Annotated in this window: 14 protein-coding genes; all 14 read right to left on the reverse strand. The window is 57.6% G+C overall.

The features are described 5' to 3' along the window. Positions 1-477 precede the first annotated feature (477 nt). The gene (locus CCHOA_RS08545; RefSeq protein WP_123929466.1) at positions 478-1,194 is read right to left on the reverse strand and encodes a L,D-transpeptidase; all 717 of its coding nucleotides are present in this window, start codon (positions 1,192-1,194) and stop codon (positions 478-480) included. 534 nt (positions 1,195-1,728) lie between these two features. Next, complete coding sequence (gene map / locus CCHOA_RS08550) at positions 1,729-2,532, reverse strand: type I methionyl aminopeptidase (RefSeq protein WP_123929469.1); 804 nt, start codon at positions 2,530-2,532, stop codon at positions 1,729-1,731. A 264-nt stretch (positions 2,533-2,796) separates the two neighbouring features. Then, a complete protein-coding gene (locus tag CCHOA_RS08555) occupies positions 2,797-3,345 on the reverse strand; it encodes an adenylate kinase (protein ID WP_123929473.1) in 549 nt (182 codons plus the stop codon). Next, positions 3,342-4,664, reverse strand: coding sequence for a preprotein translocase subunit SecY (gene secY, locus CCHOA_RS08560; protein WP_123929475.1), 1,323 nt, complete (start codon positions 4,662-4,664; stop codon positions 3,342-3,344). The genes CCHOA_RS08555 and secY overlap by 4 nt, the downstream gene beginning before the upstream one ends. Before the next feature lie 563 nt (positions 4,665-5,227). After that, positions 5,228-6,064, reverse strand: coding sequence for a sulfite exporter TauE/SafE family protein (locus CCHOA_RS08565; RefSeq protein ID WP_123929478.1), 837 nt, complete (start codon positions 6,062-6,064; stop codon positions 5,228-5,230). A gap of 165 nt (positions 6,065-6,229) precedes the next feature. Then, a complete protein-coding gene (locus CCHOA_RS08570) occupies positions 6,230-7,426 on the reverse strand; it encodes a glycerate kinase (RefSeq protein WP_123929482.1) in 1,197 nt (398 codons plus the stop codon). 439 nt (positions 7,427-7,865) lie between these two features. Beyond that, on the reverse strand, positions 7,866-8,315 hold the full coding sequence (gene rplO, locus CCHOA_RS08575) for a 50S ribosomal protein L15 (RefSeq protein WP_123929485.1): 450 nt from the start codon (positions 8,313-8,315) through the stop codon (positions 7,866-7,868). 3 nt (positions 8,316-8,318) lie between these two features. Beyond that, positions 8,319-8,504, reverse strand: coding sequence for a 50S ribosomal protein L30 (rpmD, locus tag CCHOA_RS08580; RefSeq protein ID WP_123929488.1), 186 nt, complete (start codon positions 8,502-8,504; stop codon positions 8,319-8,321). A gap of 3 nt (positions 8,505-8,507) precedes the next feature. Further along, on the reverse strand, positions 8,508-9,146 hold the full coding sequence (gene rpsE, locus CCHOA_RS08585; protein WP_123929491.1) for a 30S ribosomal protein S5: 639 nt from the start codon (positions 9,144-9,146) through the stop codon (positions 8,508-8,510). A gap of 43 nt (positions 9,147-9,189) precedes the next feature. Beyond that, entirely contained in the window at positions 9,190-9,591 is a 402-nt protein-coding gene (gene rplR / locus CCHOA_RS08590; RefSeq protein ID WP_123929494.1) for a 50S ribosomal protein L18, read from the reverse strand. A gap of 3 nt (positions 9,592-9,594) precedes the next feature. Further along, on the reverse strand, positions 9,595-10,131 hold the full coding sequence (gene rplF / locus CCHOA_RS08595; RefSeq protein ID WP_123929497.1) for a 50S ribosomal protein L6: 537 nt from the start codon (positions 10,129-10,131) through the stop codon (positions 9,595-9,597). A gap of 16 nt (positions 10,132-10,147) precedes the next feature. Next, positions 10,148-10,546, reverse strand: coding sequence for a 30S ribosomal protein S8 (gene rpsH, locus CCHOA_RS08600; RefSeq protein WP_123929500.1), 399 nt, complete (start codon positions 10,544-10,546; stop codon positions 10,148-10,150). A 972-nt stretch (positions 10,547-11,518) separates the two neighbouring features. Further along, the gene (locus tag CCHOA_RS08605) at positions 11,519-12,415 is read right to left on the reverse strand and encodes an ATP-binding cassette domain-containing protein (protein ID WP_123929503.1); all 897 of its coding nucleotides are present in this window, start codon (positions 12,413-12,415) and stop codon (positions 11,519-11,521) included. Then, a complete protein-coding gene (locus CCHOA_RS08610; RefSeq protein WP_245992123.1) occupies positions 12,412-13,437 on the reverse strand; it encodes an ABC transporter permease in 1,026 nt (341 codons plus the stop codon). The genes CCHOA_RS08605 and CCHOA_RS08610 overlap by 4 nt, the downstream gene beginning before the upstream one ends. Positions 13,438-13,780 lie beyond the last annotated feature (343 nt).

Raw genomic sequence — 13,780 nt, forward strand, 5'->3', positions numbered from 1 at the left:
CCGGCCGGGGTGGGTGCTTCTTGCACAGTGCAGGAAATACTCCGGTTGGCACGGCGTTGATTGCAACGGAAAATCGACGTACCGCCACAGCTGTGGCGGAGATGGTGCCTGCATTGCTTATTCCAGCAAGGTCAACAGTATTGACCATATGCACACACCATCGCACGAGCTTACGCGCCGGATCACCATTATGCAATTCTTCCCCGGGATGCTTGTAACACTGACAGCCCCGGCGGGCAAGGAAGCAGACTGTTGGGCGTGTCGCAGCCAACGATAATGCTTCGGGGGAAACCTACGAGCGCGAAGCATCATTCCATGCGGCAAAGCGCCCTGCTGTGATCATCGTGCGGGGAGTGACGCGCCACTGCTGCGGTGACAACGGTGCGAAAAAATGCGAAACACCCCAGCTGGCTGCATCGTAACGATGCGCCGATCTGGGGTGGAAAACACTCTCGGGACAGGCCGACGGTGTACAGGCTAGAACACGTACACCATGTCGCCAATGTTGAGGTTGTTGAAGTAGTGCACGGCATCTTCGTGGTTGAGGTGGATGCAGCCGTGCGACCACAGGTTGACATCTCCTTCATGGAAGGCAATGCCGTTGTTGGTGAAATACACCGAATATGGCATCGGGGCGTTGTTGTACACCCGGGAAACTTCGTCTTTCACCTTGCGGTTGACGTAGAAAGTGCCGCGTGGGGTGGCGGTTGCCGGATATGGGGCACCTGCCGAGTCCCGCACCGGCCCCCAAGTAATCACACCGTCTTTCTGCAGCCAGGTGCGTTCATGATCAAGGTCGATGCAGGCGCGAGCCTGCGGCGGGCATTTGCTTTGATCGAACCCTTCATAGGGCAGCGGTGCTGGGGCGGGTGCCGGCTCCGGGGCCGGCGGGTTGAGCGCTTCCTGCGCTTCGCGGGCTTTCTGCTCCAGCAGGCCTGGCGCGAGCAACCCAGTTAACCCGTCGGCGAATCCACGAGCCGCATTGCCGATCGGATCGGGCAGGCCAGTGGAGGAACCGTAGATTGACTCGTGAAGATTCCAGGCGAAATCGCTCGATCCGGCAGCAGGCGCTGGCGCCGGTGGCGCATCCTGTGCGGTTGCGGCAGGGCTGAGCCCAACAGTAAGTCCGGCAACCAAACCGGCGGCAGTGACTGCGCGGAAAAACGCATGAGAAAAACGGGAGCCTTGTTCCATGACGGCAAGCTTAGCGCAGGGGACACAGCTGCAAACAATTGTTTGCCAGAAATCCGGCAAACTAGTGTGAATAATGTGAATGTTGAGCACTCCCCCGGGAATGCTTTTTTCAGTTCGATGTAACACTTACCGGCTGCTATGCGAATCGTGCACCGCATCCGTTGCCCGGTGCGCGTATTGACGGCTAACTGAACAACTCATCAGGCACCGGCCTCACCAAAGCGCCGCCGTGGCTAGGATAAGCTGCATCAACCGCTGGGTCTGCACACGACCTGTGCGAGTACTCCCCTTGGCTGCGATCCCCCACCGACCCCGGTACCCCTCATAAGCACCGGGCGCTGCCACTACAAGGTGCAATAGACCACAGTCGTACCGTCGATGTGATTTTTCAACTATGCGCCACAACCAAGCGAAAACATCCCACTACTCGCTCGTGGCAGGCAGCAAAAAACCACCTCCCAGTTACCTCTCCGATAACCAGTAGGTGGTCGTGAAGATCGACAAGAACATGGGAACAATTCTTGCGTTTACACGCTAGTCGGCAACATCTCGCGGCGTAAGAATCCGGGGACCTTGCGCGGTGGCGGCGACCGTATGCTCCCAATGGGATGCCCAGGAATGATCCAAGCTCACCACTGTCCAATCATCCGCTTCCACAAACGAGTCCCGGGTACCAAGCGTGAGCATCGGCTCGATCGCCAGCACACTGCCCTCCTCAATGAGCGGCCCGCGACCAGGATCACCCTCGTTTGCCAGGAATGGCTCCTCATGCATGGTGTGTCCAATACCGTGACCGCCATAGCCGTCCACAATATGCAGCATCACACCGAAGCGCTGCGCCGCAGCATCAGTGGCTTGCTCTAACGCCCACGACACATCGGTGAGCCGATTGCCCGGCACCATAGCCTGCAATCCTTCATACAACACAAACCGGGTCGCCTCATTGAGTGCCTGGTGTTTCTTGGCAAGTTCGCCGATACCAAATGTCCACGCCGAATCACCAACCCAGCCGTCCAACGTGGCGCCACAGTCAATACTGACCAAATCCCCCTCTTGCAGCACCGTTGTTGTGTTTGGTATGCCGTGCACGATCACATCGTTAACCGAAGAGCAGATACTCGCCGGAAACCCCATATAGCCTTTGAATGTCGGAATTGCCCCATTGTCGCGGATCACCGCCTCAGCAATCGCATCCAAGTCAGCAGTGGTCATCCCCGGTTTGGCGGCCTCCCGGACAGCAACCAGTGCTTTGCCAACAATACGGCCGGCTGCCTCCATCGCATCAAGTTCGCCCGGTGTTTTACCCGCAATACGCTTTTTTCCTTTACGAAAACCCATAGTGCAAACTGTACCCCACCAGGCAGATAAACCCAGTCCGCGCAACTACATACGCGAAAGCTCGACCGGCAACACCACACCAAACGAGCAGCACAATAAGCCGCGAGTTTGAAAACACCGAAAACCCAATTCACCCAGCGCCACTGCGCGGCGCTATCTGTGGGAAAAGAAACCTTCTTGACATGCGCAATGCCCCTGGGGAGAAACCCCAGGGGCATCGCGCATGTCAGCTGCTAGCACCAAGGTGCCAGTATGTGTCGCTGACTAGAGATTGTTCAGCTTTTCCAAGGTAGCAGCAGAGATCTCTGCTACTGTCCCTTCCGCTTTCACCGCGATAATCTGATCCCCATAATGCTCGATCAGCGGGGCAGTCTCGTCGCGGTACACCTGCAGCCGGGTGCGGATGGTCTCTTCATTGTCGTCGGCACGACCACGGGCAAGCATCCGTTCCACGACAACGTCTTCGCTGACGTCGAACTGCACGACACCGTTGAGTTTCGTTCCCTGCTTGGCAAGCATCGCATCAAGCAGATCGGCCTGTTCCACCGTGCGTGGGAAACCATCAAGCAGGAAGCCATCTTTGGCATCATCCTGGCTGAGCCGATCTTCCACCATGCGGGTAGTGACATCAGTTGGCACCAGCTTGCCGGCGTCAATATAGGTTTTCGCCTCATTGCCGAGCGGGGTACCCTGCCCGATGTTGTAGCGGAACAAGTCCCCGGTAGAGATATGAGGTACGCCGAGCTTCTCGGAGAGAATAGCGGCTTGGGTACCTTTGCCAGCACCGGGAGGGCCTAGGAGAACGAGTCTCATTTCAAGAATCCTTCGTAGTTCGATTGCAGCAGTTGCGATTCGATTTGTTTCACCGTCGTCAACGCAACGGAGACAAGAATCAGAATAGCGGTACCACCGAACGGTGTGGCGCGTCCTGCAGAACTTCCTACCCCAAGATCCAGCATAATATTTGGCAATACTGCGATCAGGCCGAGATATACCGAGCCGACCAGCAGTAACCGGCTCATGACATACCAGAGATATTCAGCCGTGGGCCGCCCCGGGCGTACCCCCGGAATGAACCCGCCGTACTTCTTCATATTGTCGGCTTGCTCGTTCGGATCATATTGCACCGAGACGTAGAAGTAGGAGAAGAACACGATGAGCACGAAGTACAAGATGATGTACTGGTAGCTCGACGGGGTCTCTAAGTACTGGATGACGTTCTTCTGCCACCAGTTATCCGGTGCTACTGGCCGACCGGAGTTAATGATCCGGGTGATGAGCACCGGCACATAGATCAGCGACGATGCGAAGATCACCGGGATCACGCCACCCTGGTTGACCTTCAGCGGCAGATAGGTGGAGGTGTTGCCGTATTGGCGACGACCCACCATACGCTTGGCGTACTGCACCGGGATACGGCGCTGCCCTTGCTCGATGAACACCACGCCGATCACCAAAATAATGACCGCGATAAGCACCATGGTGAACACGAAACCACCGGAGGAGCTTAAAATCCCGGCACCGTCGGTGGGCAGCCGGGTGGCGATACCGGCGAAAATAAGCAGCGACATACCGTTGCCGATACCGCGCTCGGTCATCAACTCACCAATCCACATGGTGAGCACTGCACCGGCAGTCATAGTGATCACAATGATGACCAGATCAAAGAAGTTCCGGTCAGCCTTGAGAACCTCAACCCCTTGGCCGAGCAGCTGGCCACGGTCAGCCAGCGCCACAATGCCGGCCGACTGCAGCAGCGCCAACGCTAAGGTGAGATAACGCGTGTACTGCGTCATCTTCGACTGGCCGGACTGTCCTTCCTTCTTCAGCTCTTCAAAGTGGGGAATCACCACGGTGAGCAGCTGCACGATAATCGACGCCGTAATATACGGCATGATGCCGATAGCGAACACCGACAGCTGCAGCAGCGCCCCACCAGAGAACAGGTTAATCAGCGAGAAGACGCTGTTTTCTCCCTGGGTGAGCTCCCGCAACCGGCCGGAGATCTCGGCATAGTCGACACCGGGCGACGGGATCTGTGCGCCGATGCGGTACACGATAATCATCGCGACCGTAAATAAAATCTTCTTGCGAAGATCAGCGTCCTTAAACACCGATGTTAACGCGGACACGTATCCTCCTAGGGTTGTTCGACCACTGCACACCGCAGAAAACCGCTGTGAGATCACAGTTGGATTGCCCTGCCGTTGTTGCCACCCTGCCAACGATCATGTGATCTGGTTTCGCAGGGAATATTCCCACCGGATACTGCACGGTTGTGGTGACAGAACAAGGCATGGGGCACGGGCATCACTGCCCTACGCGGCTTGCACAGTTGTACTGACGCCAGACACCAAATGCGGAAAGTCATCGTCGATAACTCCAGCGTTTGGTGCATGTGTGCGGCACAGCTGTTGGTCAAGCCCTGTGCATGTTGATATTTCAATAATGTAGAAAAACATCTCGTCGGCAGGAAGGTCTTGTGTTCCATCCCGGCGAGCTGCCTGATTCGTTTACGCAAACCAGTATGTGGGCATGGCTAGCCCACAGTTAGACAGAGCAACCCTACCAGCACACCATCGAAATGCCATAGTTGAGGGTACCGGCTTAGCCCTCCCCCACCCTTTCCCGCCGCACTGTGACAGCTTTCAAGCCGAGTGTTTCCGGGTGGTCACACCCATGGGTGTCCCTCTGCTTATCCGGCGGCGAGCAGGGTTTGTGTCAAGGTCAGTGCCCCGATGAGGAACACCAACAGCGCAAACAGGAAGCTTAAAGTAGATTGGCGCACCTGTTGCGACAGCCGCCCACCTAGGCGGGCGGCAACTGTCGAGCCGAGAAGGAAACAGAGCACGACTGGCCAGTCGACGTGAAATTGTCCTGCGGCAAGACCGGTAAGTATTGACACGGCACTGGCGATCACCATCACCACCAGGCTGGTGCCTGCTGCTTCCCGGACGGTAAACCGCAACACGAGCATGAGTATTGGAACAACAATAAACCCACCGCCCACCCCGAACAGGCCGGTGAGCATACCGGTGAGGGTGGCGGTGGCGATGAGCGATATCGGCGATGGGCTGCTGCCTACCGCGGAATCAGTACCGGGGCGATCAGTGTCCTGGGCAGCCAACTGGCGTGTCGGCGATGCTGCTGATTGTTCCGTTCGGCGCTGTGTGCGGGCGTTTCGCATCATGAGCACACTGACTACGAGCAGGAGCACGGAAAAGGAGACAAATAGCAGGTGCCCGTCGAGGTGATGGTTGGCAATCCTGCCAATTATCGCCCCCGCAGCACTAAGTGCACCAAAGAGGATCCCTTGGCGGAGGCGAACTTGTCCGAGGCGATATTTTGCCGGCAATGTGGCAAGTGCGGTCAACCCCACAATAACTAATGATCCACTCGTGGCATCATGTGGCGACTGCCCTAGGAGGTAGGTGAGCACGGGCACCGCAATAATCCCGCCGCCTGCGCCGAGCGCACCGATGACCAGACCAACGATGACCCCGACGAGGCTTGCTTGTAATGCAACTGTCACTGTCTGCTGCTCCTTGAAAAAACTCGGCGAAGTACCCGCGGGCGATCTCCTACTGGGCAAAGAAACGTCTGTGTACCGTTTTCCGCGAGCAAAGTGATATGCCGCTGCCCTCGCGAAACACTGATTCGCCGCACCGCAGCATTGTTGCAGCGGCGCCTAAACGTCCTAGCGCAGGATATGTTGTTGCTGCTTGGTAGCTCGTTTTGCCAACACTTTGCCTGCTTCGCGAAGCCATCGCGTAGGGTCGTCTATTGCCGACTGTTCGTTTCCTGCTAGCTCAGTTAAGGCAAGTGCCTGCGCTGCCGACCTGCTGGAAGGCAAATCCCCTGTGATGCGACCTGCCACGATAAGCAGCTCCGGTCGCCGGTGGTCGCTGCCAGGTTCGGTGTCAGTGCGCTGATCCCTAGCCTGTTCCACAAGCCCGCTGATCGTGCCAACAACTTTGCCGTGGAAGGACGATGCATCCAGGCTGCCTTCCCCGGTGAGCACAATATCGGCGCTGCTGAGTAACCTGTCAAGTCCAAGGAGCGTTGCTATGGTGTGGGCGCCTGGTTGCAGAGTTGCGCCAAGTACGCGCAGCGCCATCCCTAATCCACCCGCCGCACCGGCACCGGGCTGCTGCGGGTCGCCGCCGAGCAGGGTGCAGAGGTTCGCCAATGCTGTATCGGCACTGTCGAAATAGGTGTCCGCTAATCCTTTCTGCGGGCCGAATACTGTTGCCGCTCCGCGGGGCCCGGTGAGCGGATTGTCGACGTCACACAATACAGTGATCGTGATGTCTGCAAGGCGTTGCTGCAGGTTTTTCAGCGTGTCTTCGTCAACAGATTCCAGGGTGACCAGTCCTTGTAGCCCTGGCCTAATTGCTGCACCTTCCCCGTCGCAGAGCCGCACCCCAAGCGACTGCAGCATCCCCGCACCACCGTCAGTTGAGCAGCTGGATCCGATACCGATAATGATTTCATCGACACCACGGTCAACGATTGCCGCGATCGCCTCCCCGAGGGCACGGGTAGATCCAGTCAGCGGTATAGGTTGGTTGATTAGTTCGATGCCGCAGGTTGATGCCACATCAACAACGGCAATGCGACGACCGTGTTGAGTGCGAACGCTGGTGAAAAAGCTCGTCGTCTGGCCAGTTCCATCCGGCCCGCTCAGGCAAAGGGAATGGTGTTGTGCCCCTGGTTGGGCACGGTAAAACACTGCGGCGGTACCTTCCCCACCATCGGCCATCGGCACTTCGATGAGGGTGTCTTGTGGCCGCACAGTCCGCCATCCGACTTGAAGCGCGGCGGCAACCTGCGGGGCAGGGCATGTCCCTTTCAGCGAATCAGGGGCAATCACCACAGTCAGCGGTTCCGACACGAATAGACCCCTCCTCTGTGTTTCGCACCGGCTGTGTGCGTTGCTCTGCGTTAGGTGTGCTGCACCGACCGGATTTCGTCACTCATGCTCTCCTGCATTGTAGATGGTGAGGAGGCTGACATTGGCGACTAGTAGCTACACGTCAGCTGCAGATAACCAAAATGGTGTCCTCGCCGTGACAGGATTTGCAAACCCTGAAGCTGCTGTGCCGCGGTGCAATGCCTTTGCACACAGTGTGTATACGGCAGAAAGTGATAAGTGTGCTGCGCGTCAGAACCGGCGGTATTACCGATAAGAGCAGCGTCTTGCAATAGCAAAAAACTCACCCCACTGGCCATGCGTTGTGCATGTTCAGTGGGGTGAGTGGATGTGCCCGTGGTGGCGCCTGCTAGGTGTGAAGCACCAGCGGCGTCTCCGGGCTACAGTTAAAGGCTAAGCCTTAGTTTGCTTCGGTAACCGAGCCGCCAGCGGCTTCGATCTTTTCCTTAGCAGAGCCAGAGAACTTGGTTGCGGTGACGTCGAGCTTGATGTCGAGGTCGCCGTTACCGAGCACCTTCACTGGCTGCTTCGGGCGGACGAGGCCCTTGGCAACGAAATCTTCGATACCAACTGCGGCACCGGCTTCGAAGTGCTTCGCCAGATCGGCAACGTTGACCACCTGGTAGGTGATCTTCGCCGGGTTCTTGAAGCCCTTCAACTTCGGCAGACGCATGTGCAGTGGCATTTGGCCACCTTCGAATGCGGCCGAAACCTGCTTGCGTGCCTTCGTACCCTTGGTACCGCGACCAGCGGTCTTACCCTTGGACGCTTCACCGCGACCAACGCGGGTCTTGGCTTTGTGTGCGCCCTTGGCGGGGCGCAGATCGTGGAGCTTAATCGGTTCGCTCATGATTTACTCCCCTTCCACTTCTTCAACCTCAACAAGGTGGCGGACGACGAGAATGTTGCCGCGCACAGCCTTGTTGTCTTGATGGACGACGCTCTGGTGGATTTTCCGAAGCCCGAGTACGCGCATGGCGTCTTTCTGCTTCTTCTGAGCCCCCACCAGGCCCTTTTTCATGGTGATCTTCAGAGCCATGGATTATGCCTCCTGTCCAGCGCGAGCGCGCAGCATGCGTGCCGGGGTGACCTCTTCAACGGTCTTCCCACGGCGAGCGGCCACCTCTTCAGGGCGAACCAGCTGCTTGAGCGCATCGACGGTAGCGTGCACCACGTTGATGGCGTTGTCGCTACCCAGCGACTTCGACAGAATGTCCTGGATGCCAGCACATTCGAGCACTGGGCGGGCTGCACCACCGGCGATCACACCGGTACCTGGTGCGGCAGGCCGCAGCATCACGACACCGGCAGCGGCTTCGCCCTGCACAGGGTGGGTGATGGTACCAGCGATCATCGGTACGCGGAAGAAGTTCTTGCGAGCTTCTTCGGCGCCCTTTTGAATAGCGGCAGGCACTTCTTTGGCTTTACCGTAGCCGACGCCGACCATACCCTGGCCGTCACCGACGATAACCAGTGCGGAGAAGCTGAAGCGACGACCACCCTTGACAACCTTGCTCACGCGGTTGACGGTGACGACCTTCTCGAGGTACTGGCTACGCTCGTCGTTGTTGCCGCCGCGGCGGTCATCACGACGATCGTCGCGGCGACCGCGGCGCTCGTTGCGGTCATTGTTTTGGTTTTCGGCGGAGCGTCCGCCGTCACGCCGTTCACGTCCCGGCATTACGCGATCCTTCCGTTAGGAGTGTTGAGAACAATCGTGGTCATTAGAATTGCAGACCACCTTCGCGGGCAGCGTCCGCCAGTGCAGCGACACGGCCGTGGTACTTGTAGCCACCACGGTCGAACTTCACCTGTTCGATGCCAGCAGCCTTGGCACGCTCAGCAATAAGCTGGCCAACCTTGGCGCCCTTGGCTTTCTTGTCGCCTTCCATTGCCCGCACATCAGCTTCCATGGTGGAAGCAGCAGCTAAGGTGTTACCGGCGATATCGTCGATCACCTGCACATGCATGTGGCGGGAAGTGCGGTGCACTACCAAACGTGGAACCTCAGCGGTACCACGCAGGGTCTTGCGGATCCGCGCGTGGCGGCGGGTACGGGCGACACGACGACGAGTCGAGATATCCCGGCCAATCGGCAGGCGCTTCTGATGCTCTTGGTTAGTCATTGTTTACTTACCCGTCTTTCCGACCTTGCGGCGGATCTGCTCACCCTCGTAGCGGATGCCCTTACCCTTGTAAGGATCGTCCTTGCGCAAACGACGAATGATAGCGGCGATCTGCCCGACCTTCTGCTTGTCAATACCAGTGATCGAGAACTTGGTGTTGCCATCGACAGCGAAGGTAACACCCTCTGGTGGCTCGATGAGCACTGGGTGCGAGTAGCCGAGGGAGAACTCCAGGTTCGAGCCCTTGGCCTGCACACGGTAACCAACACCGAAGATTTCCATCTTGATGGTGTAGCCCTGGGTGACACCGATCACCATGTTGTTGATCAGCGACCGGGACAGACCGTGCATTGCACGCGACTTGCGATGGTCATCGGGACGGGAAACCACGATCTCGTTGTCCTGCTGGGCAACGGTGATCGGTTCCGGGATGGTGGTCGACAAGGTGCCCTTAGGTCCCTTTACCTCGACGGTGCGGCCATCAATTTTGACCTCCACACCAGACGGGATCGCCACCGGATTCTTACCAATACGCGACATATTTCTCTAACCTTCCTTACCAGACGTAAGCGAGGACTTCCCCGCCAACGCCCTTCTCGGATGCCTGGCGGTCGGTGAGCAGACCCTGCGACGTGGAGATAATCGCCACGCCCAAGCCTCCCAGCACCTGCGGCAGGTTGGTGGATTTCGCGTACACACGCAGACCTGGCTTCGACACGCGACGCAGGCCAGCGATGGAACGCTGCCGGGTCGGACCGTACTTCAGCTGCAGGGTGAGTGTCTTACCGACCTTCTCTTCAGAGATTTCATAGTCGGCGATGTAGCCCTCTTGCTTGAGGATCTCAGCAATGTGACCCTTGAGCTTGGAGGACGGCATCGACACGCTGTCGTGGAACGCATTGTTAGCGTTCCGAATGCGCGACAGCATGTCGGCAATTGGATCAGTCATGGTCATAAGAAGTGACCTAATGCCTTTCTCGTTGCGGTTCCTATCACCAGATCGGCGTTATCGTGAAAACAACTCCGGCCACTTGGCGCCGCCAACGCTCAGTAACGTGGAAGCTCGCTGCCGAATACAGAACACGGACGCCTTGCGGATCACCGACACCACAAAAAACCACTGCGAGAAGTCACACAAAGTCTGTGCAAGAGCAGGGCTTTCACAGTGTGCGGCAACCAACCTTGGCGGTGGGCCTACAACAAAGTAAGTGTATGAATATGTATCTCGGACTTCGCTGCGCGATGCGCGCGCGGTGCACGTGACGATGATCGTCCACGGCGGGGATTCCCTCCCCCTACCTGCACGGTTGCCACACTGTGCGGCACGTGACATACACGTGACATGTGGCAAAGATATCTGTGCAGAAGTCCGACGTTTGACAGTAACAGATCACGCACCTGAAATACAACTGTTCATAAGTCGACTCTGGGTGGTGCACAGTGCATCAATGACTGCCGCAGACGCTGCGCGGCAGCAAGCACGAATTGACAGATGCACAGAGGCAGATTCTGCTCACCGCAGCGCGGTTCCCCAAGGATATTCCAGCCCGCTATTGATCGCCTCACCGAAACCGCCTATATACCTAAATACCTGGTAGTCGAACGACGCCTAAACGTCCGTTCGTCGTCCGACCATATTCAAGCCCCATACCCGCCGCTTATGCAAGCATTGAGACCCCCGGAATCGACCCGGTCAATGACTTCGCCCATCACTTCGATGACACGCCTGCGATCCCGCAGGCTCTAGGCAGCCATCATGTCCTAGAAGTCCGACCAGCACATTTCCACATCCTGGCGCCGAGCAAAAGCGAGCAACGCTGCAACCCACCTGGTTTGCATGACAGAAAACCGAGGCGCCCGGGTAAGCCATGCCCGCCGCACCAGCATAAGAACAGCCACGAAACACAGAGAGCCTTACCTCCAGGCTTTATGGCGCGCGCTCCAATTCGTGGGCGAGGGATGCTAGTTCCGCACCGCCTGCCATCTGTCGGGTCAGCTCGTCGAGACTCACCTCGTCACGACGGGCGTTCAGGACGCTCTTGCCCAGTTTCAGAATCATAAACCTGTCCCCCACCAGATAGGCATGGTGCGGGTTGTGGGTGATGAAAATAACCGCGATGCCACGGCGGCGGGCTTCAGCAATAAACTTCAGCACCATGCCGGACTGTTTCACGCCCAGCGCTGCAGTAGGTTCATCCAAAATTACGACCCGCGCCCCAAAGTGAATGGCTCTAGCAATGGCAACGACCTGCCGCTGCCCGCCGGAGAGTCGCTCCACTGGGATGGTGATGTCGCTTAATTCGATTCCCATTGCCCGCAACGCCTGATCGGCGATCTGTGTCATCTCTGCGGTGCGCAGCATCTTCACCGGCCCTGTGGTGAGTTCTTGGCCGAGGAAAAAGTTGCGCCACACCGGCATGGAGCCCACCACTGCTAGATCCTGGTACACGGTGGCAATACCCGCGTCGATTGCATCCTTTGGGCTGGCGAATACGGTGGGGGTTCCGTCGAGGAGAATCTCACCGGCACTGGCTGGGTGCAGCCCCGATAGGGTTTTGATGAGGGTTGATTTTCCTGCCCCGTTATCACCCAAAATACAGGTGACCTCCCCGGCGTGGACGCTGAAACTGATATCGTCCAGTGCCTGGAAACTCCCATAGGTTTTGCTCACCCCGCGCAGTTCAATAACAGGGCTCGACTGATTGGTCTGCCCGGAGGCTACTGCTTGCTGGCCGACTTTTGGGTTCACCAGCCTGTCAGTTTGCCCGCTGTGTTGGGAATCGCTGCGCTGCGTAACGCCGCGTTGGTTCTGTGTGTCGCTCATGACCGCTTCTCCGAATAGGATGCGAAAGATTTGTTGGCGATGACCGCAAACAGCAGCATGGCGCCGAGGAAGAACTTAAACCAATCCGGGTTCCAGCCGGCCAATACGATTCCTTGGTTGGTCATGCCGAAAATGAGGGCACCGATCGCCGTACCAATCGCGGTTCCTCGGCCGCCGGTCAGAGCGCAGCCACCAATGACCGCGGCAATAATATAGAGGAATTCATTGCCGACGCCTTGCCCGGCTTGGATGGAGTCGAAGGCAAACAAGTTGTGCATGCCCACAAACCAGGCGGCCGCACCAACTAAGGCAAACAGGGTGATTTTGACTCGGGTTACCGGCACGCCCACTGCGCGGGCGGCCTGCTGGTTGCCGCCGACGGCAAACACCCAGTTCCCGAAGCGGGTTTTGTAGAGCATAAAGGAAGCAATCGCCACAAAGAACAGCCACCATAAGACAGTGATTTGCAGCCGGTGGCTGCCGATGGGGATGGTAGAGGAAAACACTGCCTGGGCACTGGTAAAACCATCCATGTCAGCAATGGTGGGGGTGGCGACTTGTCCGGTAACGAGTTTGGTGACCGCCAAGTTGGCGCCCTGCAGCATCAAATAGGCGGCCAGGGTGATCAGGAAGCTGGGGATTTTCGTTTTCATCACCAGCCAGCCGTTGAGCATCCCCACTCCGATTGAGACCCCTAGCGCCAAGAGTGCACCCACCCACACGTTGAGGTGCAGGTTGTAGGCGAGCATGGTCGCGGCCAGCGCCGAGGTGGTCACCGCCACCCCGGAGGAGAGATCAAACTCGTCGCCGATCATCAGCAACCCAACACTTAACGCCATGATCCCCATCGTGGAGGACGCGTAGAGCACTGTGGTAAAGGCGTCAATGGATCGAAATGGTGGGGCGACCACCATGAAAAGAAAAAAGATGACCAGTGCCCCGACGAGGCTGGCGAGTTCTGGGCGGCGCAAAAGCCACCGGGCGGAATACCTGCGCGGCGCATCGTTGCTGGTGGTGTTCACGATAAAACGTTGACCCTTTACGATCCGGGGGTGACCCGTGCTGTTGGGCACGAGGCCAGCAAGGGAAAGGAGGAAAAACTCAAGAAGAAGGAACTAGAGAAAGGAGGGAAAGAATAAGGAAGGAAAGTAGTAATGAAGTAAGGAACGCAGTGCGAACGCAAACGAGTAGAAAATCAGGGAGTAACTACGAAGCAAGTCGGGCCACGATACCGCAGTTGGGTGGGGCACTGCCGGACTAGCACAGACCGATAACAGCGCATCACCACCCTGGTGTAATACCGCGGGTTCTTGACCTTAACCCTACTGACTTCACAGCTATCGCTGTTTTTCAACGCCTGCCAAC

Source organism: Corynebacterium choanae, assembly GCF_003813965.1.
Classification (GTDB): Bacteria; Actinomycetota; Actinomycetes; order Mycobacteriales; family Mycobacteriaceae; genus Corynebacterium; species Corynebacterium choanae.